The following is a 21,889-nucleotide window of genomic DNA, read 5'->3' on the forward strand; positions in this document are numbered from 1 at the left end:
GAGCGGGTCAACGGCGAGATGGAGAACGGCACCGGCTGGGGCGGCCTCGCGATCCATGCCGCCAGGACGCGTGGCTGCCGGGTCACCACCACCACCATCTCCGAGGAGCAGTACGCCCATACGGCCCGCCGCATCGAGGAAGAAGGCCTGGGAGATCGCATCACCCTGCTCAAGCAGGACTATCGTGAGCTGGGGGAGGGGTGTTACGACCGGCTCATCTCGGTGGAGATGATCGAGGCCGTGGGTCACCACTACCTGGACACCTACCTGGCGACACTGGACCGGCTGCTCACCGATGATGGCCTGGCCATGCTGCAGGCGATCACCATTCGCGACCAGCGCTACGAGGACGCCAAGCGCGAGATGGATTTCATCAAGCGCTACATCTTCCCCGGGGGCTTCCTGCCGTCGCATCGTGCCATCCTCGACGGCCTGTCGCGGCGCACCTCGCTGAACCTGCTGTCGCTCGACGAGATCGGCCCCCACTATGCCCGCACCCTGCGCGAGTGGCGTCATCGCTTCGAGGCCAACCTGGAAACCGTCCGGAAGCTCGGTTACGAGGAGCGCTTCATCCGCATGTGGCGCTACTATCTGTGCTACTGCGAGGGGGGCTTTCTTGAGCGCACCATCGGCACCTGCCATCTCCTGCTGGCACGTCCTGGCGCCCGGCCGGCAACCCCCGCGGGTGTACCGTGAGTCGACCCGAGGGCCTGACGGCCACCTTGATCAACCTGGCGGCCTTCCAGGTCGGCTGGTTTGCCTGCGTGCTCGGCGGCTCGCTGGTGGGCGCCGTCGTAGTCGGGGCGATCCTCGCGCTGCACCTGAGCTCTCTCGCCTATCCCGGGGAGTGGCGTTGGCTGGCCGGTTTCGATCTGGGCAACCAGCCTCGCCTAATGGGGGCACTGCCGCTCTGGCTATGGTTGCTGTGGCCACTGTTTGCCAGCCTCCTGCATCATTCCCTGGCCTGGCTGTGGCGCTATCCATGGCTGGCGATGCTCGGTGGTGCTACCAGTGGCCCCCTATCCTATTTCACCGGCGCCCGCCTGGCGGGCGTGGAACTCGCGCCTTGGCTATTGCCCCTCGAGGCACTGGCCTGGGCGCTGATCTGCCTGACGCTAAGCCGATACCTGGGAGGCCATCGAGGCGCCGTCGCCCAGACCACCCGCTGATCAAGTTGACGCGCAGCACCGGGACACATACCCTGGGTTGGCTATCGACAGGACGCGACAAAACGGTAACGTGCTCAGCCGCCTGCTCTTTCAACGTCGGGCGGTGGCGTGCATTTGCCAGCCACGGACAGTAGACTAGGTAAGGCCGCCCGGCGGCGGCATACCGCCCTCGGTACAAAAAAGTTCGATTATCGGAATGATTCAGTGACCAAGCAACACTCCTTCGATCGCGACCATCTGCTGGCCTGCTCACGTGGCGAGCTGTTGGGCCCCGGCAACGCCCAGTTACCGGCGCCCAACATGCTGATGCTCGACCGCATCACGCACATCCATGAAGCGGGCGGCGACCACGGCAAGGGCGAGTTGCTCGCCGAGCTCGATATCCATCCCGACCTGTGGTTCTTCGACTGCCACTTCCCCGGCGACCCGGTGATGCCTGGCTGCCTGGGCCTGGATGCCATGTGGCAGCTGGTGGGGTTCTATCTTGGCTGGCTGGGTTATCCCGGCCGTGGTCGAGCCCTCGGTTGCGGCGACGTCAAGTTCAGCGGGCAGATACTGCCCGATGCAGGCCAGGTCACCTACCGGATCAATATCAAGCGCATCATCACCCAGCGCCTGATCCTGGGGATGGCCGACGGCACCGTGGCCGTTGACGGGCGAGACATCTATCAGGCCAATGACCTGCGGGTCGGCCTATTCACCTCCACCGCGAATTTCTGATCAGGAGGCTCCCATGCGACGAGTGGTAGTCACCGGCCTGGGCATCGTGTCCTGCCTCGGCAACGATGCACAACAGGTCCTCGAGGCGCTCAGGAACGGGCGCTCTGGTATTCGTTTCAAGGAGGAATATGCCGAACGCGGCTTCCGCAGTCAGGTCGCCGGGGTGGTGGATATCGACCTTGAATCGCTGGTCGACCGCAAACTGCTTCGCTTCATGGGCGATGCCGCGGCATATGCCTATATCTCCATGGCCCAGGCCATTAAGGATTCTGGGCTGACCGAGGAGCAGGTGTCCAACGAGCGTACCGGCCTGATCGCCGGCTCCGGCGGCGCCTCCAGCTCCAATCAGGTCGAGGCTGCCGATGTCATGCGCGAGAAGGGCCTGCGCCGTGTCGGCCCCTACCGCGTGACGCGCACCATGGGCAGCACCGTTTCCGCCTGCCTGGCGACACCGTTTCGCATCAAGGGCGTCAACTACTCGATCTCTTCGGCCTGTGCCACCTCGGCCCACTGCATCGGCAGCGCCATGGAGCAGATCCAGATGGGCAAGCAGGATGTGGTATTTGCCGGTGGCGGTGAAGAGGAACACTGGACCCTGTCCTGTCTCTTCGATGCCATGGGCGCCCTGTCGACCCACTTCAACGACGCCCCGGAAACGGCCTCACGCCCCTATGACCAGACGCGCGACGGCTTCGTGATTGCCGGCGGCGGCGGCATGCTGGTGCTCGAGGACCTCGAGCACGCCAAGGCCCGCGGCACGAAGATCTATGCCGAGGTGGTAGGCTATGGCGCCACCTCCGACGGCTACGACATGGTCGCCCCGTCCGGCGAGGGCGCGGCCCGCTGCATGCGTCAGGCCATGGCCACGGTTGATGGCGACATCGACTACGTCAACACCCACGGCACCTCCACCCCGGTGGGCGATGTCGCCGAGCTCAAGGCCATCCGCGACGTCTTCGGCAACACCACCCCGGCGATGAGCTCCACCAAGTCATTGACCGGCCACTCCCTGGGCGCCACCGGCGTGCAGGAGGCCGTCTACTCGCTGTTGATGATGGAGCACAACTTCATCGCGGCATCGGCCAATATTGACAACCTCGACGACCAGGCCGATGGCTTCGATATCGTCACCGAGTGTCGCGAGGGGGCGAAGATCGATCGCGTGCTGTCCAACAGCTTCGGTTTCGGCGGTACCAATGCCTGCCTGGTGCTGGAGAGGTTCCAGGACTGATCCCGACCGGGTTCACCGTGACAAGAACGGCTTGCCCGCGGGGCGCCGTTTTTTTAGGCTGCACGGGAAGCAGGCGTAGGCCGGACAAGCCGAAGGCGCATCCGGCGCGATGTAGCCGGCCGATGACGGCATTTACGGGAAAGATACCGCCTCGTGCGGCCGGGGCACTTCGGAGATCTCGGCCAGCCTCGCTTCGATCCAGGCCTCCACCTCGGCCATCACCTCATCGGATGTGCGCTCTTCGGTGGCAATGGGCTCACCGACCACCAGCGACAGGCGCCCGGGGTTCTTGACCCAATGCCGACCTGGCCAGCGCTCGCCGGCATTGTGTGCAACCGACAACACCGGCACGCCGGCACGACAGGCGATCACCGCTCCGCTCTTATTGTAGCGCTGGCGGCTCCCCGGGTCGACTCGCGTTCCTTCCGGAAAGATCAGCACCGACAATCCCTGATCCAGACGCTGCGTGCCCTGGGTCAACACCTGTTTAATGGCCCGCGAGGGCCTGGAGCGATCCAGGGCGATGGGATGCAGCAGGCGCAGGGCCCAGCCGAAGATCGGGATATTCAACAGCTCACGCTTGAGTACGGTGCATACCGGCGGCTTGATCAATTGCAGGTAAACGGTTTCCCATTCGCACTGATGATTGGCAAGGATAACGCAGGGTCCCGGCGGCACATTCGCCAGACCGCTGATCTCGTAGCGCACGCCACACGCCAGGCGGAACCAGGCGATGATGAAATGATTGTAGAGATTCAGTAGGCGATAGCGCTCCTGCAGAGGCAACAGGGGCGAGACCGGCAGGAAGAGCACGCCGCAGACCAGCATGGCCAGGAAGTACCCGGCATAGAAGAGCAAGCTGCGAAGGTGGTTCATGGCGTCACCTCGCTGGCCGGGCCCGGGGGAACGACCTCATTTGCCTGGCACCAGGCGTCCAGCATGAGCCCCATCTCCAGGCGCCAGGGCTTCTGGTGCACCCCGAAGACCTCGAGCACACGTCGACAATTGAGCACACGCCGCAGCGGCTGACCGTGATGATGGCTCAACGCCTTCAGGGTCCCCAGTTGGCGATGGTCACCGCGACCCTCCAGGCGTGTCGCCAGCTGGGTCCTGACCGTCGAGACGAAGGTATAGGCACTGACCGGCTCGGTGCCGGCCAGATGGTAGCTTCCCCAGGCCTCCGCGCCACAGCGCTGCTGCTGGAGCATGCCGACCAGGGCCATGGCCACGGCATCCACCGACGTCGGGCAGAAGATCACGTCGGTTTCGCCACGCAGTTCGCCACCGGCCAGCAGGGTGTCGATCAACTCATTGAGCCAGGCATGCCCCCCTTCCAGGGCAAACATCGGTCCCACGCGCACGATCAAGTGTCGAGGGCATTCCGCCCGGATCCGGTCGCCGGTGGCGACCAGCCGCCTGAGACTCTCGTCACGGGGCCGGGGGATCACATGCTCGTCAATGGGTGAGTCGAAACCATCCTCATAGAGCTGGTCGGAGACACACCACACCAGGGGGACACGCGACGCCACGCAGGCTTCCATGCAGGTTTCCACCGACTGGGCATGGGCCGTGACCGCCGCAGGCTCGGCACTGATCGGCCTGGCCAGCGGCGGAATCACCAGGGCATCCGGCGCCAAGGCCTCGAGTTGCCCGGGTGTCAGTTCGCAACCAGCGTCGATCGTCAGTTCGGTGTCACTGCGTCGGTTGGCCACGCGTGCCAGCGCCAGGCTCAGGCAATGGCCTGCATCCAGTATCAGCAGCTTCACGGCAACTCCTTCACATTCCGAGGCACGGCCAGCATCGATGGCTCGTCAGAAGGGTATCTCGTCGTCGAAGTCATCGAAGCTGCCCGGGTCCGGGGCCCCATAGTTGCCCTGCTTGGTCTGCCCGGGATTGCCCTGTTGTCCGCCACCCTGTTGTCCACCGCCCTGTTGTCCGCCGCCCTGCTGTGTTGCCGGCTGGGGCGCCGGACGCTGCGGGTCCTGGCCGCCTTGCGAGGCGGCGTTGCCATTGCCGCCCTGGGGCTGACCGGCACCCTGATACCCGCTGCCCTGTTGCATGTCGCCGCCACCACGCGAGTCGAGCATCTGCATGTCATTGACGACAATCTCGGTGCTGTATCTGTCCTGGCCGTCCTGACCCTGCCACTTGCGGGTCTGGATGCGGCCCTCGATGTAGAGCTTGGAGCCCTTCTTGAGGTATTGCTGGCCGATCTCGGCGAGCTTGTTGAACATCACCAGGGTGTGCCACTCGGTGCGTTCCTGGCGTTGGCCGCTCTGACGATCGGTCCAGGTGTCGGTGGTAGCCAGACGCAGATTGGCAACCGGCGCCCCGGAAGGCAGGAAACGTACCTCGGGATCCTGTCCCAGGTTGCCGATGAGGATGACCTTGTTGACGCCGCGGGCCATGGTGGACTCCTTGCTGTCATGGATGGGTTGTATGTCCCTAGGAGTGGCGCAAGCTGCGCCCTGTGTCAAATCATACCCTGCTCAGGTGCCCGGGTCCCGGCGTGACTCCATCAATCTTGTCAGGGCGTCTTGATCGAGGTGACGCCGATCCACCTTGAGATAGGCCAGGCGTTCTTCGGGCACCACCAGCACATCCTCGACGCCGGCGATGTCGGCAAGGTGTGTCATCAAGGTCTCCAGGGCGTCTCCCTCGTGGTCATCGTCCAGCGTGATGACCTCACTCGACAGATGAGGAGGTGCCGACATGCCGACCATCAAGACCAGCCAGGCCAGACCCACCAGGGCAGCGCCGACAAAGACCGCCGACAGGCTCCAGGTCTGGGCGAGCAGCCCCCCCATCAACCCGCCCAGGAAGGCACCCAGGAACTGGCTGGTGGAGTAGATACCCATGGCCGTGCCCTTGGCACCGGCGGGAGCCAGCTTACTGAGCATGGAGGGCAGGGTCGCCTCGAGCAGGTTGAAGGCAATGAAGAACAGCCACAACCAGCCGAAAAGGCCCCAGGCACTCTCGGCCAGGCCGGCCAGACCGCCCAGGCTCAGGGTGATCAGGGTGATCGCCAGCAGACACATGGCCTTCATCCGACGATACTTCTCCGCCACGACCACCAGAGGAACCATGGTCACGAAGGCCAGGGCCATGACCCCCAGGTAGGTGAGACCATGGCGCTCGACGGGAATCCCGGCCTCGAGCAGGCGAAAGGGCACGGCGACGAAGATCGCCATCAGGATGAGGTGGAGCGCAAAGATCGAGAAATCCATCCGCCAGAGGTCGCTGTTCCCCAGGATCTGGCGGACCTGCTGACGGTCGAGGCCCACATCGCGATGGCGCATTCGACGTGGTGCCGGCGGCACCAGCTTCCACAGCACGCCCAGCCCCAGGACGGCGAGTCCCACGGTGAACCAGAAGACCCCGGCCAGGCCGAATCCCGACGCCAGCCAGGGGCCCAGCACCATGGCCAGAGCGAAGGCCGCCCCGATCGACAGGCCGATAGTCGCCATGGCCGCGGTTCGCACCTGCTCCCGGGTCTGGTCGGCCAGCAAGGCCATGATCGCCGCCGCCACGGCACCGCTGCCCTGCAGGCAGCGTCCCGCGATCACCATGGCGATGGTCTCTGCCTGGGCCGCCACCACACTGCCCAGCAGGAAAAGCAGAAGGCCGAAGGCGATCACTGGCTTGCGCCCGAGCCGGTCGGAAGCCAGACCGAAGGGGATCTGCAGCACCGCCTGTGTCAGGCCATAGACACCCAGTGCCAGGCCGACCAGCAGGGGGGTGGCACCTCGCAGGTCGTCGGCATAGATGGCCAGCACCGGCAGCACCATGAACAGGCCGAGCATGCGGGTGGCATAGAGGCAGGCAAGACCGGCGATGGCGCGTCGTTCGGTGGCTAACAGCAGTCCTGAGAGCTTTCGCATAGGGGATTCGGCTTTCCGTGAGCGAACGCGTGGCGCCCGTTGATGGACCGCATAGTCTAGCGGCTCGCCACCCGGGAGGGAAAGCCATCCGCCGCCGTCCGTTTTGCCCGGCGGGCCGCGCGACCCGTATACTCTCTCTTTTGCCGCGTGCCATGAGGTGGGAATGGACAGGATTCTGGTCAGGGGTGCCCGCACCCACAACCTCAAGCAGATCGATGTGGATCTGCCCCGCGACAAGCTGATCGTGATCACCGGGCTCTCGGGCTCGGGCAAGTCGTCGCTGGCCTTCGACACCCTCTATGCCGAGGGGCAGCGTCGCTACGTGGAGTCGCTTTCCACCTATGCGCGCCAGTTCCTGTCGATGATGGAGAAGCCCGACATCGACCATATCGAGGGGCTGTCACCGGCGATTTCCATCGAGCAGAAATCCACCTCCCACAACCCCCGCTCCACCGTGGGCACCATCACCGAGATCTACGACTACCTGCGGCTGCTGTTTGCCCGTGCCGGCACCCCGCGCTGTCCGGAGCATGGCGAGGACCTCGAGGCCCAGACCGTCTCGCAGATGGTCGATCAGGTGCTGGCCCTTCCCGAGGGCAGCAAGCTGATGCTGCTCGCCCCGGTGGTCAAGGGCCGCAAGGGCGAGCATCTGCAGCTGCTTGCCGAGCTGCGCGCCCAGGGTTTCGTGCGCGCCCTGATCGACGGCCAGGTGCTGGAACTGGATGACATCGCCCCGCTGGACAAGACCCGCAAGCACGACATCAGCGTGGTGGTGGACCGCCTCAAGGTTCGTGACGGCCTGGCCCAGCGGCTGGCGGAATCCTTCGAAACGGCACTGGCCCTGGCCGATGGGGTCGCCATGATCCATTTCATGGACGGCGAGCATGAGGATATCCCCTTCTCGGCGCGCTTCGCCTGTCCGGTGTGCGGCTATTCCATCGCCGAACTAGAGCCGCGCATGTTCTCCTTCAACAATCCGGCCGGCGCCTGTCCCGGCTGTGATGGCCTGGGGGTACAGCAGGTCTTCGACCCCGCCAAGTTGATCAGCCACCCCGAGCTCTCGCTTGCCGAGGGCGTGATAAAGGGCTGGGACCGACGCAGCGTCTACTACTTCAACCAGCTACAGTCAGTCGCCGATCACTACCGTTTCACCCTGGAGACACCCTGGCAGGATCTCGCGCGGCATGAGAAGGAGGTGATCCTGCATGGCAGCGGCCAGGACGACATCGCCTTCCACTACGTCAACGACCGCGGCCGCAAGGTGACCCGCGAGCATCCCTTCGAAGGCGTACTGCCCAACATGCAGCGCCGCTATCGCGAGACCGAATCGACCATGGTCCGGGAGGAGCTGGCCCGCCATATCGCCGTGCAGCCCTGCCCCACTTGCCAGGGAACACGACTGCGCAAGGAATCGCGGAACGTCTTCATCGACGACCACAGCCTGCCGGAGCTGGTCCGACTGCCCATCGGCGAGGCCTGGCATTACTTCGATCAGTTGACGCTTCCCGGACGCAAGGGCGAGATCGCCGTCAAGATCGTCAAGGAAATCCATGCCCGGCTGGAGTTTCTGGTCAATGTCGGACTCGATTACCTCAATCTGGAGCGCAGCGCCGAGACCCTCTCCGGCGGCGAGGCCCAGCGCATCCGCCTGGCCAGTCAGATCGGTGCCGGTCTGGTCGGGGTCATGTACATCCTCGACGAGCCCTCGATCGGCCTGCACCAGCGCGACAACGACCGCCTGCTGCAGACGCTCAAACGCCTCCGCGATCTGGGCAATACCGTGATCGTGGTAGAACACGACGAGGAAGCCATCCGCGCCGCCGACCATGTGCTCGATATCGGCCCCGGGGCCGGGGTCCATGGGGGACGCATCGTCGCCCAGGGCACCCCGAAGGACATCATGGACACGCCGGGGTCTCTGACCGGCCAGTATCTGGCCGGCACCCGACGCATCGAGGTGCCGCCCTGGCGGATACCCGGCAACCCGGAAAAGGTGCTGCGCCTGACCGGCGCCACCGGCAACAACCTCCGAGAGGTCACCCTGGAACTGCCATTGGGCCTGCTGGTCTGCATCACCGGAGTCTCCGGTTCCGGCAAGTCGACACTGATCAACGGCACCCTGATGCCCATCGCCGCCCGGGAACTCAACAGGGCCACCAGCCTAACCCCCGAGGCATACACCGGGATCGAGGGTCTGGATCAACTCGACAAGGTCATCGACATCGACCAGAGCCCCATCGGTCGTACACCCCGCTCCAACCCGGCCACCTACACCGGGATCTTCACGCCCATCCGCGAGCTCTTCTCGGGTACCCAGGAGGCCCGTGCCCGAGGCTACAAGCCCGGCCGCTTCTCGTTCAACGTCAAGGGCGGACGTTGCGAGGCCTGCCAGGGCGAGGGCATGATCAAGGTCGAGATGCACTTCCTGCCCGACATCTATGTCCCCTGCGACGTCTGCAAGGGCAAGCGCTACAACCGGGAGACCCTGGAGATCGCCTACAAGGGCAAGAGCATCCACGAGGTGCTGGCGATGACCGTGGAGGAGGCGCTGGAGTTCTTCTCGCCAGTACCGGCCATCGCCCGCCGGTTGCAGACGCTGCTCGACGTGGGGCTCTCCTACATCCGCCTGGGGCAGAGTGCCACCACTCTGTCCGGCGGCGAAGCCCAACGGGTCAAGCTGGCTCGCGAGCTGGCCAAGCGCGACACCGGAAAGACGCTCTATATCCTCGATGAACCCACCACAGGCCTGCACTTCGAGGACATACGTCAACTCCTCACGGTGCTGCACCGCCTGCGCGACCACGGAAACACCGTGGTGGTCATCGAGCACAACCTGGACGTCATCAAGACCGCCGACTGGCTGATTGACCTGGGTCCCGAGGGCGGCTCCGGCGGCGGGCGCATCATCGCCGAGGGCACGCCGGAACAGGTGGCACGCATGGAGGTGTCGCACACCGGACGCTTCCTCAAGCCGCTTCTGGAGCGACAAGCGACCAGCCAGGAGCCGAGAGCCACGAGCGCGGCGGAGACCTGAACCGGAAGCACAGCCGCATGTCACGGCAAAATGCGACGAACCTAAAAAAACCGGCCCCTCGAAAGGAGCCGGTTTAACGTGCCATAGGCGGAAGGCCGGTCGGGGATCACTCCTCGACGGCGATCTCCTCGTCCTCGATGATCGGGCGATCGACGAGTTCGACATAGGCCATGGGCGCATTGTCGCCGGTGCGGAAACCGCACTTGAGAATGCGGATATAGCCACCCGGACGCTCGGCATAGCGCGGACCCAGCTCGTTGAAGAGCTTGCCGACCGCTTCCTTGGACCGGGTGCGGCTGAAGGCCAGGCGGCGATTGGCGACGCTGTCCTGCTTGGCCAGGGTGATCAGCGGCTCGATGACGCGACGCAGTTCCTTGGCCTTGGGCAGGGTTGTCTTGATCACCTCGTGCTCGACCAGTGACACGCTCATGTTCTTGAACATGGCCTGACGGTGCGAACTCGTGCGATTAAGGTGACGACCACTCTTACGATGACGCATGGTTATAGTTCCTTACCAAACTGGGACTCGAGTCGACGCTCACGCGGAGACCTTGGTCGTCCTTCAGGCTTGCCGGCGGCCAGTTTTCCAGCCGCATGCCCAGGGAAAGACCGCGGGCTGCCAGGACGTCCTTGATTTCATTCAGGGACTTCTTGCCGAGATTGGGTGTCTTGAGCAGCTCCACCTCGGTGCGCTGAATCAGGTCACCGATGTAATAGATATTCTCGGCCTTGAGGCAATTGGCACTGCGGACGGTCAACTCGAGATCGTCTACGGGGCGCAGCAGGATCGGATCGATATGATCGTGCTCCTCCTCCACTTCCTGTTCCTTGTCGGCCTCCAGATCGACGAACGCCGCCAACTGATCCTGCAGGATGGTGGCGCTGCGACGGATGGCCTCTTCCGGATCCAGGGTGCCGTCGGTTTCCAGGCTGATGATCAGCTTGTCCAGGTCGGTGCGCTGTTCGACGCGCGCGGCCTCGACGGAGTAGGAAACACGACGAACCGGGCTGAAGGTCGCATCCAGCTGCAGGCGACCGATCGCACGGGATTCGTCCTCGGCACCGACGCGAACATCGGCCGGCTCATAACCACGACCGCTGAGAACCTTGAGCTGCATCTTGAGCTCGGCACCCTCATTGACGTGGCAGATGATGTGATCGGGATTGACGATTTCGACATCGTGGTCGATGGCGATGTCACCCGCCGTGACCACGGCCGGTCCCTGCTTGTTCAGCGTGAGAATGGCCTCCTCACGGCTGTGCATCTTGATCGCCACGTCCTTGAGGTTCAGGAGGATCTCGATCACGTCTTCCTGGACACCCTCGATGGCACTGTACTCGTGCTCGACGCCTGCGATCTCGGCTTCCACCACGGCACAGCCGGGCATGGACGAGAGCAGGATGCGACGCAGGGCATTGCCCAGGGTGTGGCCAAAGCCACGCTCGAAGGGCTCGAACACGATCTTCGCATGATGTGCGCTGATTTCTTCGACCTTGATGTCGCGAGGACGGAGAAACTCTGTCACTGAACGCTGCATATGAACACCTTTGAGGCTGCCAAACGGATACTCGGTACTCTAGCCGACCTCCTGGCGGAGGCCGGACGACGCTCGGCGCCGATTACTTCGAGTACAGCTCGACGATCAGGTTTTCGTTGATGTCGGCAGTCAGGTCACCACGTTCAGGCAGAGCCTTGAAAGTGCCTTCCATCTTCTTGGCATCAAGCTCGATCCAGGCGACCTCGGTACGATTGGCGGAGATGGCCAGGGCATTCTGGATACGTGCCTGGTTCTTCGACTTCTCGCGCACTGCAACGACGTCACCGGGCTTGACCTGGTAGGACGCCACGTTGACGGCCTTGCCATTCACGGTGATGGCCTTGTGGCTGACAAGTTGACGCGATTCGGAACGGGTTGAGCCGAAGCCCATGCGGTAGACGACATTGTCCAGTCGGGATTCGAGCAACTGCAGCAACACCTCACCGGTCGCGCCCTTGAGACGGGCCGATTCCTTGTAGTAGTTGCGGAACTGCTTCTCGAGTACGCCATACATGCGACGTACTTTCTGCTTCTCGCGAAGCTGCAAGCCGTAGTCGGAAAGACGCTGACGGCGCTGGCCGTGCACACCCGGAATCTGCTCGGATTTGCACTTCTTCTCGAAGGGAGTGACACCGCTCTTGAGGAAGAGATCGGTCCCCTCACGACGAGACAGTTTGCACTTGGGTCCAATGTAGCGAGCCATGAATCTGTCTCCTTAAACGCGGCGTTTCTTCGGCGGACGGCAGCCATTATGGGGAATGGGCGTCGCGTCGGTGATGCTCTGCACGCGGAAGCCGGCGGCATTGAGTGCCCGCACGGCGGATTCACGGCCAGGACCGGGGCCCTTGACCAGCACGTCGACGTTTTTCACACCATACTCGGCTGCAGCGGTCGCTGCACGTTCGCTTGCTACTTGAGCCGCGAACGGGGTGCTCTTGCGAGAACCACGAAAACCCGAACCACCGGCAGTCGCCCATGAAAGCGCGTTGCCCTGGCGGTCTGTGATCGTAATGATCGTGTTGTTAAAAGAGGAGTGGATATGCGCGATGGCATCCACTACCTGCTTTTTCACCTTCTTACGGTTGCTACGCGGGTTAGCCATGTTGATGTCGTTTCCTGTCTTTACGCCAGAACGTGCGTATTATTTGCGAATCGGCTTGCGCGGGCCCTTGCGGGTACGCGCATTGGTCTTGGTACGCTGACCACGCAGCGGAAGACCACGACGATGACGCAGACCACGATAGCAACCCAGGTCCATGAGACGCTTGATATTCAGCGTGACATCACGGCGAAGGTCGCCTTCCACGGTGTACTTGCCGATCTCGGAGCGCAGACCATCCAGCTCTTCGCTGGACAGTTCCTGGATCCGAGTGGTCGGCGCGATGCCGGTTGCGGAACAGATTTCCTGCGCACGCGTGCGGCCAATCCCGAAGATATAGGTCAGCGAGATCGCCGCATGCTTGTTGTCCGGGATATTGACGCCTGCAATACGGGCCATCAGCTTACTCCGAAATATGAGCGGCTTGCTCGTTGGATCATCTACAAAAGGCGCAACAGCGTACCTCTTTCCCTCATCAAGGGCAAGAGGCATGCCGGCACCCCATTCACTACCAGCGTAGGGCTCAGCCCTGGCGCTGCTTGTGCCGTGGTTCGCTGCAGATGACGCGCACGGCGCCATTGCGACGAATGACCTTGCAGTTACGGCACATTTTCTTTACAGAAGCTCGAACTTTCATCGTTCTTTCTCCAAAATCGGCTCGCGTCGTACCGAATCGACGGGCGGCACCTTTCGAAACCGGCTCACAGCACTCAGCGCATGATGCCGCCGCTACCGTAGCCTTTCAGGTTTGACTTCTTCATCACCGACTCATACTGGTTCGACATGAGATGCGACTGCACCTGGGCCATGAAGTCCATGGTCACTACCACCACGATCAGCAACGCGGTACCGCCAAAGAAGAACGGCACGTTCCAGGCCACGATCAGGAACTGGGGCATCAGGGATACCCCGGTGATGTATAAGGCACCGAACAGAGTCAGACGCGTCATGACCTTGTCGATATAGCGAGCCGTCTGCTCGCCCGGACGAATCCCCGGCAGGAAGGCCCCCGACTTCTTGAGGTTGTCGGCGACATCCTTGGGATTGAAGACCAGCGCTGTGTAAAAGAAGCAGAAGAATATCACCGCCGCGCCGAAAAGCAAGATGTACAGCGGCTGACCCGGGCCGAGGGCCTGAGAGGCACGCTGCAACCATTCCATGCCATCGCCGGCACCGACCCACTGACCCAGCGAGGCCGGGAACAGCAGGATGCTGGAGGCGAAGATGGCCGGAATTACACCTGCCATGTTGACCTTGAGCGGTAGATAGCTGCTCTGGCCGGCATACATCTTGTTGCCCACCTGACGACGAGGATAATTCACCGTGATGCGGCGTTGGCCACGCTCGATAAACACCACGAAGGCGACAGTCGCGACACCCAGCACGGTCAACGCCAGCAGCGGCAGCACATTCCAGGCGCCCTCGTTGCGCGCCAGTTCAAAGGCCTGACCTACCGCACCGGGCAATCCGGCGACGATGCTGGCGAAGATCAGCAGCGAGATGCCGTTGCCGATACCCTTCTCGGTGATCTGTTCACCCAGCCACATCAGGAACACCGCACCGGTCACGAAGCTGACGATGGCAGTGAAGTAGAAACTGAAGTCGGCCGTGTAGGCGATACCCTGGCTGGCCAGTCCCACCGACATGCCGGACGACTGGACGAACGCCAGGACCACGGTGCCATAGCGGGTATACTGACTGATCTTGCGGCGGCCGGCCTCGCCTTCCTTCTTGAGCTGCTCGAGGTGCGGTGAAACTGCCGTCATCAGCTGCATGATGATCGAGGCGGAGATGTAGGGCATGATGCCCAGCGCCATGATACTCATGCGCTCCAGGGCCCCGCCCGAGAACATGTTGAACATGCCCAGAATGGTACCCTGCTGGTCCCTGAACAAGGCAGCAAGCTGGTCAGGATTGATACCCGGCACGGGGATGTGGGCACCGATACGGTAGACCACGATGGCGAGGAGCACGAAGCGCAGACGCGCCCACAGTTCACTCAGACCGCTGCCCATCGCCGGCATGTTTCCTGACTTAGCCATTTAGTCCTCCACCTTGCCGCCGGCGGCTTCGATGGCGGCACGGGCACCCTGGGTGACCTTGATGCCGCGAACGGTAACCGCCCTGTTCAATTCACCGGAAAGAATCACCTTCGCATGCAGCGTGGCGTTCTTGAGCACGTTGGCCTGCTTGAGGGACTCCAAGGTGACCTCGTCACCACTGACCTTGGCCAGCTCGGCCAGGCGGACTTCCTTCGAGACCAGCGACTTGGCGGAGGTGCAGCCGAACTTCGGCAGGCGACGCTGCAACGGCATCTGACCGCCTTCGAAACCTGGCTTCACACTACCGCCACTGCGTGCCTTCTGGCCCTTGTGGCCACGACCCCCGGTCTTGCCCAGACCGGAACCGATGCCACGACCGACACGCTTCGCGGCGTGCTTGGAACCCGGTGCCGGGCTCAGGCTATTGAGTTTCATGGATTACTCTCCCTCAACGCGCACAAGGTAGTTGACCTTGTGGATCATGCCGCGCACGGCAGGGGTATCTTCCAGCTCGACCGAGTGACCGATACGCCGCAAGCCCAGGCCCTTCATGGTGGCCTTGTGCTTGGGCAGGGTACCGATACAACTACGGGTCTGGGTAACCTTGAGTGTTGCTGACATGGTATTCACCCCGTGATCGCTTCGACGGACAGACCACGCTTGGCAGCGATGTCGTCCGGCGAATGGATGGAGGCCAGGCCATTGACGGTCGCCCGCACCACGTTCACCGGATTGGTGGAACCGTAGCACTTGGCCAGGACGTCGTGGACGCCGGCCAGCTCGAGAACCGAACGCATGGCGCCACCGGCGATGATACCGGTACCCTCGGAGGCCGGCTGCATGTAGACCTTGGAGGCGCCATGGCGAGCCTTGACCGGATACTGAAGGGTGCCGCCGGTGAGATGGACCTTGATCATGTTGCGGCGCGCCTGGTCCATCGCCTTCTGAATCGCGACCGGCACTTCACGCGCCTTGCCACGACCGAAACCGACACGGCCCTTGCCGTCACCCACGACGGTCAAGGCGGTGAAGCCGAAGATTCGACCACCCTTGACCACCTTGGCGACTCGGTTGACCTGCACGAGCTTTTCCTGCAGGTCGCCGTTCTGCTGTTCATTCTTCGCCATCGTAAAAACCCTTTAGAATTCCAGGCCGCCTTCACGTGCGGCGTCGGCCAGGGCCTTGACACGGCCATGGTACTTGAAGCCGGCACGGTCGAAGGCTACCTGGGTGATGCCTGCTTGCTTGGCGCGCTCGGCAATCATGGCGCCCACCCTGGAGGCGGCGTCGGCATTGCCGGTCGCACCCTCGCGAAGGGCCTTGTCCAGCGTGGAAGCACTGGCGAGGACCTTGCCACCATCCGGCGAGATGATCTGCGCGTAGATGTGACGCGGAGTACGATTGACGCACAGGCGGTGCACGCCCAGCTCGCGGATCTTGGCGCGAGCGCGGCGGGCACGACGGAGACGAGATTCTTTCTTCGCGTTCATAACCCTGCCTTACTTCTTCTTGGCTTCTTTGCGGCGGACCTGCTCGTTGCCGTACCGGATTCCCTTGCCCTTGTAGGGCTCGGGTGGACGGAAGGCGCGGATCTCCGCTGCGCACTGGCCGAGCTTCTGCTTGTCCGCGCTCTTCAGCACGATGACGGTGTTCTTCGGCGTTTCCGCGGAGACACCCTCAGGCAGCGTGTAGTCGACCGGGTGCGAGAAGCCCAGTGTCAGGTTGAGCGTCTGGCCCTTTGCCTGGGCACGGTAACCGACGCCGTTGATCTCCAGGCTTCGCGTGAAGCCCTCGGAGACACCAGTGACCAGGTTCTGAACCAGGGCACGGGTGGTACCAGCCATCGCCCAACTCTTGGCGGACTGGCTCAGCTGGAAAGTCAGCTGACCTTCCTCATGAGCCACCGTCACGTCGGAGTGGATGGTCAGTGAAAGCGTGCCCTGGCCGCCCTTGGCGGTCAGTTGGTCGCCATCGAGCTTGATCTCGACGCCGTTAGGCACTTTAACCGGATATTTGGCTACGCGGGACATTCCAAACTCCTAGAATACGGTGCAGATGACTTCGCCACCGACACCAGCCTTGCGAGCCGCACGATCGGTCATTACCCCGGTAGAGGTGGTGACGATCGCGATTCCCAGACCCTCGGCGACCTTCGGCAGATCGTCCTTGCCCTTGTAGGAGCGAAGCGACGGCTTGGAAACTCGCTGGATGTGCTCGATGACCGGCTTGCCCTCGAAATATTTCAGGGTCACGGTCAGCTCGGGTTTGGCGTTGTCGGACACCGCAAAATCGTTGATGTAACCCTCTTCCTTCAACACGCGTGCCACTTCGACCTTCTGCTTGGAAGACGGCATGGACACCGTTTCCTTGGTGGCCATCTGCGCATTGCGGATACGAGTGAACATATCCGCCAGCGTATCTTGCATGCTCATTTACATTGCGCTCCTGATATAGCGACGTGGCGTTACCAGCTGGACTTCTTCAGACCGGGAACGTCGCCACGCATGGCGGCTTCACGCAGCTTGTTGCGGCCGAGGCCGAACTTGTTGTAGTAGCCGTGCGGACGGCCAGTGATCCGACAGCGATTGCGCTGACGCACCGGACTGGAGTCACGCGGCAGCTGCTGCAACTTGAGCGTCGCCTCGAAGCGCTCTTCATCGGAAGCATTCACGCCCTGGATGATCGCCTTGAGCTCGGCCCGCTTGGCGGCATATTTTGCCACCAGCTTGGTGCGCTTGAGCTCACGCTCTACCATGCTCTTCTTTGCCATGATCCCACCCTTATTTCTTGAACGGGAAGTTCAGCGCGCTCAGCAGCGCACGGCCTTCTTCATCGTTGTTGGCAGTGGTGGTGATGGTGACGTCCAGACCACGAATCCGATCGATCTTATCATATTCGATCTCCGGGAAGATGATCTGCTCACGCACCCCCATCGAGTAGTTGCCACGACCGTCGAAGGACTTCGGGTTGAGACCGCGGAAGTCACGAACACGGGGGATCGCGATGTTCACCAGGCGATCCAGGAAGTCCCACATGCGCCCGGAGCGCAAGGTGACCTTGATCCCGATCGGCCAGCCTTCACGGACCTTGAAGCCCGCGATGGACTTGCGTGCCTTGGTCACGATCGGCTTCTGTCCCGACAGCCTCTCCAGGTCACTGATCGCATTGTCGATCAGCTTCTTGTCGCTGGTCGCCTCGCCGATACCCATGTTCAGCGTCACCTTGGTGACCCGGGGTACCTGCATCACGTTGGCGTAGCTGAACTGCTCTCTGAGCTGAGCCACTACCTCGTTCTGATAACGTTCTTTCAAGTTCGCCATATTGCTACCCGACTCGCGTTAGGCGTCGATCTGCGTCTGCGTCGACTTGTAGATACGTACCTTGGTACCGTCTTCCTTCACCTGGAAGCCGACGCGATCCGCCTTACCGGTCTCCGAATTGAAGATGGCTACGTTGGACGCGTGAATCGAAGCCTCACGCTCGACGATACCGCCCTGATTGCCCGCCATGGGATTGGGCTTGGTGTGACGCTTGATCATGTTCACACCGGACACGACGAAGCGATTTTCCAACACCCGCTTCACATTGCCGCGCTTGCCCTTATCCTTGCCGGCGATGACGACTACGTCGTCGTCACGTTTGATTTTTTGCATATCCGCCTCGCTCCTTACAGCACTTCAGGCGCCAAGGAAATGATCTTCATGAACTTCTCGTTGCGAAGCTCACGGGTCACCGGTCCGAAGATACGGGTACCGATCGGCTGTTCGTTGGTGTTGTTCAACAGAACCGCCGCATTTCCATCGAAGCGGATCAGCGAACCGTCGCTACGACGGACGCCACTGCGGGTGCGAACCACCACCGCCTTGAGGACCTGGCCCTTCTTGACCTTGCCACGCGGAATCGCTTCCTTCACGGTGACCTTGATGATGTCCCCAACGCGGGCATAGCGACGGTGGGAACCGCCCAACACCTTGATGCACTGCACCCGGCGCGCCCCGCTGTTGTCGGCGACATCCAGCATTGTCTGAGTCTGAATCATCGGTTTTCTCCGAACCTAATCTGACTGCACTGGTTTGACTGGCGTGAGCCGATCAGCCCTTGGCCTGCTCGACCACCTCGACCAGCGTCCAGGCCTTCTTGCGGGACAGCGGGCGGCATTCCTGGATGGAAACCGTATCGCCGGCCTTGGCCTGATTCGCCTCGTCATGGGCGTGCAGCTTGGTGGAGCGCTTCATGTATTTTCCGTAGATCGGGTGACGCTCTCGACGCTCGATCATCACAACGATGGACTTGTCCATCTTGTCGCTCACCACCTTGCCGGTGAGCGTACGGGCTTTCTTTTCTTCGGCCATCTCAGTCACCTGCCTTCTCGTTGAGCACCGTCTTCACCCGGGCGATATCCCGACGAACCTGCTTGAGCAGATGAGTCTGGCTCAGCTGGCCGGTGGCCTTCTGCATGCGCAGGTTGAACTGCTCGCGGAGGAGTTCGAAGAGCTGCTCCTGGAGCTGCTCGGCTGACTTTTCACGAATTTCCTGTGCTTTCATCACATCACCATCCGTTTCACAAAGGTGGTGGACAGGGGCATCTTCTGGGCCGCCAGGGAGAAGGCTTCACGCGCCAGCTCCTCGGATACGCCCTCGATCTCGTACAGGACCCGACCCGGCTGGATCTGCGCGACCCAGTACTCGACGGAGCCCTTGCCCTTGCCCATACGGACTTCGAGCGGCTTCTTGGAAATCGGCTTGTCGGGGAAGACGCGGATCCAGATCTTGCCGCCACGCTTGACGTGACGGCTGATCGCACGACGACCGGCCTCGATCTGGCGGGCCGTGATGCGGCCGCGGCCGGTTGCCTTCAGACCGTATTCCCCGAAGCTCACCTTGCTTCCGCGATGTGCCAGACCACGATTGCGGCCCTTCTGCATCTTGCGGAATTTCATACGCTTGGGTTGTAACATCGACTCGCTCTCCCCTTATCTGGAACCTTTCTTCTTGGAGGGCGCTGCCTGCGGCTGCTTGGCCTTGGCGCGGACCTCCTCGATGCCCCCGAGGATTTCACCCTTGAAGATCCAGACCTTGACACCGATGATGCCGTAGGTGGTCTTGGCCTCGTAGGCGGCGTAGTCGATGTCCGCCCGCAGCGTATGCAACGGAACACGACCTTCCCGATACCACTCGGTACGGGCGATTTCGGCGCCGCCGAGACGACCGGCCAGCATCACCTTGATGCCACCGGCGCCGAGGCGCATCGCGTTCTGTACGGCGCGCTTCATGGCACGTCGGAACATCACGCGACGCTCGAGCTGGCCGGCGATGTTCTGTGCCACGAGTTGGGCATCGAGTTCCGGCTTGCGGACCTCTTCGATGTTGACGTGCACGGGCACGCCCATCATCGCCGTGACATCGCGGCGCAGACGGTCGACGTCCTCACCCTTCTTGCCGATCACGATCCCCGGACGAGCCGTATGAATGGTGATGCGGGCGTTGTTCGCTGGGCGCTCGATGTGAATACGGCTCACGGAGGCATTCTTCAAACGCTCCTCCAGGAAACGACGCACTTCGAGATCGTTGTTCAGCTTGTCGGCATAGGCACCGCGTTCGGCATACCAGACAGAGGTATGATCCTTGACGATACCCAGCCGGATGCCTGTTGGATGTACTTTCTGACCCATCTGGTCGACTCCTACTTCTCGGCTACCTTGACGGTGATGTGGCAGGTGCGCTTCAAGATACGATCCGCGCGGCCCTTGGCACGCGGCTTGATACGCTTGAGCGTCATGCCCTCATCGACGCAGACGGTCGAGACACGCAGCTCGTCGATATCCATGCCGTTGTTTTCTTCCGCATTCGCGATGGCGGACTGCAGCACTTTACGAACCAGCTTGGCAGCCTTCTTCGGTGAGAAGGTCAGCAGGTCCAGTGCCTGAGCGACCGGTTTACCGCGCACCTGATCAGCCACCAAACGGGCCTTCTGGGCGGATAAACGAGCGCCACGCAGCTTAGCTGTGACTTCCATCTCTCAATCCTCTCTGGCTTACCGTTTGGCTTTCTTGTCCGCCACATGACCGCGATAGGTGCGGGTAGCAGCGAATTCGCCCAGCTTGTGGCCAACCATTTCCTCGGAAACATGCACCGGGACGTGCTGGCGACCGTTATGGACCGCGATGGTGAGCCCGACCATGTTGGGCAGGATCATCGAACGACGCGACCAGGTCTTGATCGGTTTGCGGTCATTCTTCTCCACCGCCGCCTCGACCTTCTTCAACAGATGAAGGTCGATAAAGGGACCTTTCTTCAGTGAACGTGGCACAGCCATTACCTCTTAAATTGGCGTAGATTCTCAGTTCCGGGCCTTGCGGCGACGGATGATCAGCTTGTCGGTGCGCTTGTTCTTGCGGGTCTTGTGGCCCTTGGTGGGAACCCCCCAAGGCGACACCGGGTGACGACCACCACTGCTGCGGCCTTCACCGCCGCCGTGCGGGTGGTCCACCGGGTTCATGGCGACACCGCGAACCGTGGGACGCACACCTCTCCAGCGCTTCGCACCGGCCTTGCCAAGCTGACGCAGGCTGTGCTCGGAGTTGCTCACTCCCCCCAGGGTCGCGCGGCACTCCGCCAACACCTTGCGCATCTCGCCGGAGCGCAGACGCAGGGTGGCGTAGTTGCCTTCACGGGCGACCAGCTGGGCGCTGGTGCCGGCACTGCGAGCGATCTGGGCACCCTTGCCGGGCTTGAGCTCGATGCAGTGCACGGTGGAACCCAGCGGGATATTGCGCAGCGGTAACGCATTACCCTTCTTGATCGCCGCATTGACCCCGGACTCGATGCGGTCACCGGCACTCACGCCCTTGGGGGCAATGATGTAGCGACGTTCGCCATCGGCATACGTCAGAAGGGCAATGTGGGCGCTACGGTTGGGATCGTGCTCCAGGCGCTCGACGGTGGCGGGAACGCCATCCTTGGTGCGCTTGAAGTCGATCAGCCGGTAGTGCTGACGGTGACCACCGCCCACGTGGCGAGTGGTGATGCGACCGTGGTTGTTGCGGCCGCCGGAACGGGACTGTCTCTCGAGCAGCGGCGCATGTGGCCGCCCCTTGTAGAGCTCCTCGCCAACGATCTTGACGACGTGGCGACGACCGGCGGATGTGGGTTTAGTCTTGACGATTGCCATGATC

Annotated in this window: 33 protein-coding genes; 5 read left to right on the forward strand and 28 right to left on the reverse strand. The window is 62.3% G+C overall.

Features of this window, described 5'->3' with window-relative positions; genetic code table 11:
- The 4 genes from ACESMD_RS03430 to fabB all read left to right on the forward strand — a co-directional run.
- The coding region (locus ACESMD_RS03430) for a class I SAM-dependent methyltransferase (RefSeq protein WP_372610341.1) at positions 1-696 on the forward strand (696 nt) is incomplete at its 5' end.
- Positions 693-1,169, forward strand: coding sequence for a DUF2878 family protein (locus ACESMD_RS03435; RefSeq protein ID WP_372610343.1), 477 nt, complete (start codon positions 693-695; stop codon positions 1,167-1,169). The genes ACESMD_RS03430 and ACESMD_RS03435, both read left to right, overlap by 4 nt.
- Before the next feature lie 204 nt (positions 1,170-1,373).
- The gene (gene fabA, locus ACESMD_RS03440; protein WP_372610345.1) at positions 1,374-1,889 is read left to right on the forward strand and encodes a 3-hydroxyacyl-[acyl-carrier-protein] dehydratase FabA; all 516 of its coding nucleotides are present in this window, start codon (positions 1,374-1,376) and stop codon (positions 1,887-1,889) included.
- 13 nt (positions 1,890-1,902) lie between these two features.
- Positions 1,903-3,120: a beta-ketoacyl-ACP synthase I gene (gene fabB, locus ACESMD_RS03445; RefSeq protein WP_372610347.1), complete on the forward strand. Its 1,218-nt coding sequence runs from the start codon at positions 1,903-1,905 to the stop codon at positions 3,118-3,120.
- Between the two features lie 132 nt (positions 3,121-3,252).
- Here fabB and ACESMD_RS03450 read toward each other — a convergent pair whose 3' ends face one another.
- The 4 genes from ACESMD_RS03450 to ACESMD_RS03465 all read right to left on the reverse strand — a co-directional run bounded on the left by ACESMD_RS03450 (position 3,253) and on the right by ACESMD_RS03465 (position 7,001).
- Positions 3,253-3,996, reverse strand: coding sequence for a lysophospholipid acyltransferase family protein (locus tag ACESMD_RS03450; RefSeq protein WP_372610349.1), 744 nt, complete (start codon positions 3,994-3,996; stop codon positions 3,253-3,255).
- A complete protein-coding gene (locus ACESMD_RS03455) occupies positions 3,993-4,886 on the reverse strand; it encodes a sugar nucleotide-binding protein (protein ID WP_372610351.1) in 894 nt (297 codons plus the stop codon). The genes ACESMD_RS03450 and ACESMD_RS03455 overlap by 4 nt, the downstream gene beginning before the upstream one ends.
- A gap of 45 nt (positions 4,887-4,931) precedes the next feature.
- A complete protein-coding gene (gene ssb / locus ACESMD_RS03460; RefSeq protein ID WP_372610353.1) occupies positions 4,932-5,528 on the reverse strand; it encodes a single-stranded DNA-binding protein in 597 nt (198 codons plus the stop codon).
- Positions 5,529-5,609: 81 nt separating this feature from the next.
- Entirely contained in the window at positions 5,610-7,001 is a 1,392-nt protein-coding gene (locus tag ACESMD_RS03465) for an MFS transporter (protein WP_372610355.1), read from the reverse strand.
- Positions 7,002-7,164: 163 nt separating this feature from the next.
- Between ACESMD_RS03465 and uvrA the strand changes: the two genes are divergently transcribed.
- Positions 7,165-10,035, forward strand: coding sequence for an excinuclease ABC subunit UvrA (gene uvrA / locus ACESMD_RS03470; protein WP_372610357.1), 2,871 nt, complete (start codon positions 7,165-7,167; stop codon positions 10,033-10,035).
- 106 nt (positions 10,036-10,141) lie between these two features.
- Here uvrA and rplQ read toward each other — a convergent pair whose 3' ends face one another.
- From rplQ to rplB, 24 genes are all read right to left on the reverse strand, one after another.
- On the reverse strand, positions 10,142-10,534 hold the full coding sequence (rplQ, locus tag ACESMD_RS03475) for a 50S ribosomal protein L17 (RefSeq protein ID WP_372610359.1): 393 nt from the start codon (positions 10,532-10,534) through the stop codon (positions 10,142-10,144).
- Positions 10,521-11,573, reverse strand: a complete 1,053-nt coding sequence (rpoA, locus tag ACESMD_RS03480) for a DNA-directed RNA polymerase subunit alpha (protein WP_372610361.1) — start codon at positions 11,571-11,573, stop codon at positions 10,521-10,523. Before rpoA ends, rplQ begins: the two co-directional genes overlap by 14 nt.
- Before the next feature lie 82 nt (positions 11,574-11,655).
- On the reverse strand, positions 11,656-12,276 hold the full coding sequence (gene rpsD / locus ACESMD_RS03485; RefSeq protein ID WP_372610363.1) for a 30S ribosomal protein S4: 621 nt from the start codon (positions 12,274-12,276) through the stop codon (positions 11,656-11,658).
- Between the two features lie 12 nt (positions 12,277-12,288).
- On the reverse strand, positions 12,289-12,675 hold the full coding sequence (gene rpsK / locus ACESMD_RS03490; RefSeq protein ID WP_372610365.1) for a 30S ribosomal protein S11: 387 nt from the start codon (positions 12,673-12,675) through the stop codon (positions 12,289-12,291).
- A 39-nt stretch (positions 12,676-12,714) separates the two neighbouring features.
- The gene (rpsM, locus tag ACESMD_RS03495) at positions 12,715-13,071 is read right to left on the reverse strand and encodes a 30S ribosomal protein S13 (RefSeq protein WP_372610367.1); all 357 of its coding nucleotides are present in this window, start codon (positions 13,069-13,071) and stop codon (positions 12,715-12,717) included.
- Between the two features lie 124 nt (positions 13,072-13,195).
- A complete protein-coding gene (gene rpmJ, locus ACESMD_RS03500) occupies positions 13,196-13,309 on the reverse strand; it encodes a 50S ribosomal protein L36 (RefSeq protein WP_372610369.1) in 114 nt (37 codons plus the stop codon).
- Positions 13,310-13,382: 73 nt separating this feature from the next.
- On the reverse strand, positions 13,383-14,714 hold the full coding sequence (secY, locus tag ACESMD_RS03505; protein WP_372610371.1) for a preprotein translocase subunit SecY: 1,332 nt from the start codon (positions 14,712-14,714) through the stop codon (positions 13,383-13,385).
- Positions 14,715-15,149 carry a 50S ribosomal protein L15 gene (rplO, locus tag ACESMD_RS03510; protein ID WP_372610373.1) on the reverse strand — a complete coding sequence of 145 codons (435 nt, stop codon included), beginning with the start codon at positions 15,147-15,149 and terminating at the stop codon, positions 14,715-14,717. It abuts the gene before it with no gap.
- A 3-nt stretch (positions 15,150-15,152) separates the two neighbouring features.
- Positions 15,153-15,335: a 50S ribosomal protein L30 gene (gene rpmD / locus ACESMD_RS03515; protein ID WP_372610375.1), complete on the reverse strand. Its 183-nt coding sequence runs from the start codon at positions 15,333-15,335 to the stop codon at positions 15,153-15,155.
- A 5-nt stretch (positions 15,336-15,340) separates the two neighbouring features.
- Complete coding sequence (gene rpsE, locus ACESMD_RS03520) at positions 15,341-15,841, reverse strand: 30S ribosomal protein S5 (RefSeq protein WP_372610377.1); 501 nt, start codon at positions 15,839-15,841, stop codon at positions 15,341-15,343.
- A 12-nt stretch (positions 15,842-15,853) separates the two neighbouring features.
- Positions 15,854-16,204: a 50S ribosomal protein L18 gene (gene rplR, locus ACESMD_RS03525; protein ID WP_372610379.1), complete on the reverse strand. Its 351-nt coding sequence runs from the start codon at positions 16,202-16,204 to the stop codon at positions 15,854-15,856.
- Positions 16,205-16,213: 9 nt separating this feature from the next.
- Positions 16,214-16,744, reverse strand: a complete 531-nt coding sequence (gene rplF / locus ACESMD_RS03530; RefSeq protein ID WP_372610381.1) for a 50S ribosomal protein L6 — start codon at positions 16,742-16,744, stop codon at positions 16,214-16,216.
- A gap of 9 nt (positions 16,745-16,753) precedes the next feature.
- Complete coding sequence (gene rpsH / locus ACESMD_RS03535) at positions 16,754-17,146, reverse strand: 30S ribosomal protein S8 (protein ID WP_372610383.1); 393 nt, start codon at positions 17,144-17,146, stop codon at positions 16,754-16,756.
- A 32-nt stretch (positions 17,147-17,178) separates the two neighbouring features.
- Positions 17,179-17,484, reverse strand: a complete 306-nt coding sequence (rpsN, locus tag ACESMD_RS03540) for a 30S ribosomal protein S14 (protein WP_372610385.1) — start codon at positions 17,482-17,484, stop codon at positions 17,179-17,181.
- A gap of 10 nt (positions 17,485-17,494) precedes the next feature.
- Positions 17,495-18,034 carry a 50S ribosomal protein L5 gene (gene rplE, locus ACESMD_RS03545; protein WP_372610387.1) on the reverse strand — a complete coding sequence of 180 codons (540 nt, stop codon included), beginning with the start codon at positions 18,032-18,034 and terminating at the stop codon, positions 17,495-17,497.
- 18 nt (positions 18,035-18,052) lie between these two features.
- The gene (gene rplX / locus ACESMD_RS03550; RefSeq protein ID WP_372610389.1) at positions 18,053-18,367 is read right to left on the reverse strand and encodes a 50S ribosomal protein L24; all 315 of its coding nucleotides are present in this window, start codon (positions 18,365-18,367) and stop codon (positions 18,053-18,055) included.
- A 14-nt stretch (positions 18,368-18,381) separates the two neighbouring features.
- The gene (gene rplN, locus ACESMD_RS03555) at positions 18,382-18,753 is read right to left on the reverse strand and encodes a 50S ribosomal protein L14 (RefSeq protein ID WP_238978573.1); all 372 of its coding nucleotides are present in this window, start codon (positions 18,751-18,753) and stop codon (positions 18,382-18,384) included.
- Positions 18,754-18,805: 52 nt separating this feature from the next.
- Entirely contained in the window at positions 18,806-19,066 is a 261-nt protein-coding gene (gene rpsQ / locus ACESMD_RS03560; protein ID WP_089797138.1) for a 30S ribosomal protein S17, read from the reverse strand.
- Position 19,067: 1 nt separating this feature from the next.
- Entirely contained in the window at positions 19,068-19,259 is a 192-nt protein-coding gene (gene rpmC, locus ACESMD_RS03565; RefSeq protein WP_040183129.1) for a 50S ribosomal protein L29, read from the reverse strand.
- On the reverse strand, positions 19,259-19,672 hold the full coding sequence (gene rplP, locus ACESMD_RS03570) for a 50S ribosomal protein L16 (RefSeq protein WP_372610392.1): 414 nt from the start codon (positions 19,670-19,672) through the stop codon (positions 19,259-19,261). The genes rpmC and rplP overlap by 1 nt, the downstream gene beginning before the upstream one ends.
- A gap of 15 nt (positions 19,673-19,687) precedes the next feature.
- Positions 19,688-20,386 carry a 30S ribosomal protein S3 gene (rpsC, locus tag ACESMD_RS03575; RefSeq protein ID WP_372610394.1) on the reverse strand — a complete coding sequence of 233 codons (699 nt, stop codon included), beginning with the start codon at positions 20,384-20,386 and terminating at the stop codon, positions 19,688-19,690.
- 11 nt (positions 20,387-20,397) lie between these two features.
- Positions 20,398-20,730: a 50S ribosomal protein L22 gene (gene rplV, locus ACESMD_RS03580; protein ID WP_372610396.1), complete on the reverse strand. Its 333-nt coding sequence runs from the start codon at positions 20,728-20,730 to the stop codon at positions 20,398-20,400.
- An 18-nt stretch (positions 20,731-20,748) separates the two neighbouring features.
- Positions 20,749-21,024 (reverse strand): 30S ribosomal protein S19, encoded by a 276-nt coding sequence (gene rpsS, locus ACESMD_RS03585; RefSeq protein ID WP_027337511.1) that lies wholly within the window; start codon positions 21,022-21,024, stop codon positions 20,749-20,751.
- Between the two features lie 30 nt (positions 21,025-21,054).
- On the reverse strand, positions 21,055-21,885 hold the full coding sequence (rplB, locus tag ACESMD_RS03590; RefSeq protein ID WP_372610398.1) for a 50S ribosomal protein L2: 831 nt from the start codon (positions 21,883-21,885) through the stop codon (positions 21,055-21,057).
- Positions 21,886-21,889: the final 4 nt, after the last annotated feature.

Origin of the sequence: Halomonas sp. (genome assembly GCF_041689495.1) — a bacterium.
GTDB lineage: Bacteria > Pseudomonadota > Gammaproteobacteria > Pseudomonadales > Halomonadaceae > Halomonas.

Excerpts from the sequence above, each read along its gene's own strand:
- fabB (WP_372610347.1), top strand. The coding sequence starts at position 1,903 with ATGCGACGAGTGGTAGTCACCGGCCTGGGCATCGTGTCCTGCCTCGGC.
- ACESMD_RS03450 (WP_372610349.1), bottom strand. The coding sequence starts at position 3,996 with ATGAACCACCTTCGCAGCTTGCTCTTCTATGCCGGGTACTTCCTGGCC.
- ssb (WP_372610353.1), bottom strand. The coding sequence starts at position 5,528 with ATGGCCCGCGGCGTCAACAAGGTCATCCTCATCGGCAACCTGGGACAG.
- ACESMD_RS03465 (WP_372610355.1), bottom strand. The coding sequence starts at position 7,001 with ATGCGAAAGCTCTCAGGACTGCTGTTAGCCACCGAACGACGCGCCATC.
- uvrA (WP_372610357.1), top strand. The coding sequence starts at position 7,165 with ATGGACAGGATTCTGGTCAGGGGTGCCCGCACCCACAACCTCAAGCAG.
- rplQ (WP_372610359.1), bottom strand. The coding sequence starts at position 10,534 with ATGCGTCATCGTAAGAGTGGTCGTCACCTTAATCGCACGAGTTCGCAC.
- rpoA (WP_372610361.1), bottom strand. The coding sequence starts at position 11,573 with ATGCAGCGTTCAGTGACAGAGTTTCTCCGTCCTCGCGACATCAAGGTC.
- rpsD (WP_372610363.1), bottom strand. The coding sequence starts at position 12,276 with ATGGCTCGCTACATTGGACCCAAGTGCAAACTGTCTCGTCGTGAGGGG.
- rpsK (WP_372610365.1), bottom strand. The coding sequence starts at position 12,675 with ATGGCTAACCCGCGTAGCAACCGTAAGAAGGTGAAAAAGCAGGTAGTG.
- rpsM (WP_372610367.1), bottom strand. The coding sequence starts at position 13,071 with ATGGCCCGTATTGCAGGCGTCAATATCCCGGACAACAAGCATGCGGCG.
- rpmJ (WP_372610369.1), bottom strand. The coding sequence starts at position 13,309 with ATGAAAGTTCGAGCTTCTGTAAAGAAAATGTGCCGTAACTGCAAGGTC.
- secY (WP_372610371.1), bottom strand. The coding sequence starts at position 14,714 with ATGGCTAAGTCAGGAAACATGCCGGCGATGGGCAGCGGTCTGAGTGAA.
- rplO (WP_372610373.1), bottom strand. The coding sequence starts at position 15,149 with ATGAAACTCAATAGCCTGAGCCCGGCACCGGGTTCCAAGCACGCCGCG.
- rpmD (WP_372610375.1), bottom strand. The coding sequence starts at position 15,335 with ATGTCAGCAACACTCAAGGTTACCCAGACCCGTAGTTGTATCGGTACC.
- rpsE (WP_372610377.1), bottom strand. The coding sequence starts at position 15,841 with ATGGCGAAGAATGAACAGCAGAACGGCGACCTGCAGGAAAAGCTCGTG.
- rplR (WP_372610379.1), bottom strand. The coding sequence starts at position 16,204 with ATGAACGCGAAGAAAGAATCTCGTCTCCGTCGTGCCCGCCGCGCTCGC.
- rplF (WP_372610381.1), bottom strand. The coding sequence starts at position 16,744 with ATGTCCCGCGTAGCCAAATATCCGGTTAAAGTGCCTAACGGCGTCGAG.
- rpsH (WP_372610383.1), bottom strand. The coding sequence starts at position 17,146 with ATGAGCATGCAAGATACGCTGGCGGATATGTTCACTCGTATCCGCAAT.
- rpsN (WP_372610385.1), bottom strand. The coding sequence starts at position 17,484 with ATGGCAAAGAAGAGCATGGTAGAGCGTGAGCTCAAGCGCACCAAGCTG.
- rplE (WP_372610387.1), bottom strand. The coding sequence starts at position 18,034 with ATGGCGAACTTGAAAGAACGTTATCAGAACGAGGTAGTGGCTCAGCTC.
- rplX (WP_372610389.1), bottom strand. The coding sequence starts at position 18,367 with ATGCAAAAAATCAAACGTGACGACGACGTAGTCGTCATCGCCGGCAAG.
- rplN (WP_238978573.1), bottom strand. The coding sequence starts at position 18,753 with ATGATTCAGACTCAGACAATGCTGGATGTCGCCGACAACAGCGGGGCG.
- rpsQ (WP_089797138.1), bottom strand. The coding sequence starts at position 19,066 with ATGGCCGAAGAAAAGAAAGCCCGTACGCTCACCGGCAAGGTGGTGAGC.
- rpmC (WP_040183129.1), bottom strand. The coding sequence starts at position 19,259 with ATGAAAGCACAGGAAATTCGTGAAAAGTCAGCCGAGCAGCTCCAGGAG.
- rplP (WP_372610392.1), bottom strand. The coding sequence starts at position 19,672 with ATGTTACAACCCAAGCGTATGAAATTCCGCAAGATGCAGAAGGGCCGC.
- rpsC (WP_372610394.1), bottom strand. The coding sequence starts at position 20,386 with ATGGGTCAGAAAGTACATCCAACAGGCATCCGGCTGGGTATCGTCAAG.
- rplV (WP_372610396.1), bottom strand. The coding sequence starts at position 20,730 with ATGGAAGTCACAGCTAAGCTGCGTGGCGCTCGTTTATCCGCCCAGAAG.
- rplB (WP_372610398.1), bottom strand. The coding sequence starts at position 21,885 with ATGGCAATCGTCAAGACTAAACCCACATCCGCCGGTCGTCGCCACGTC.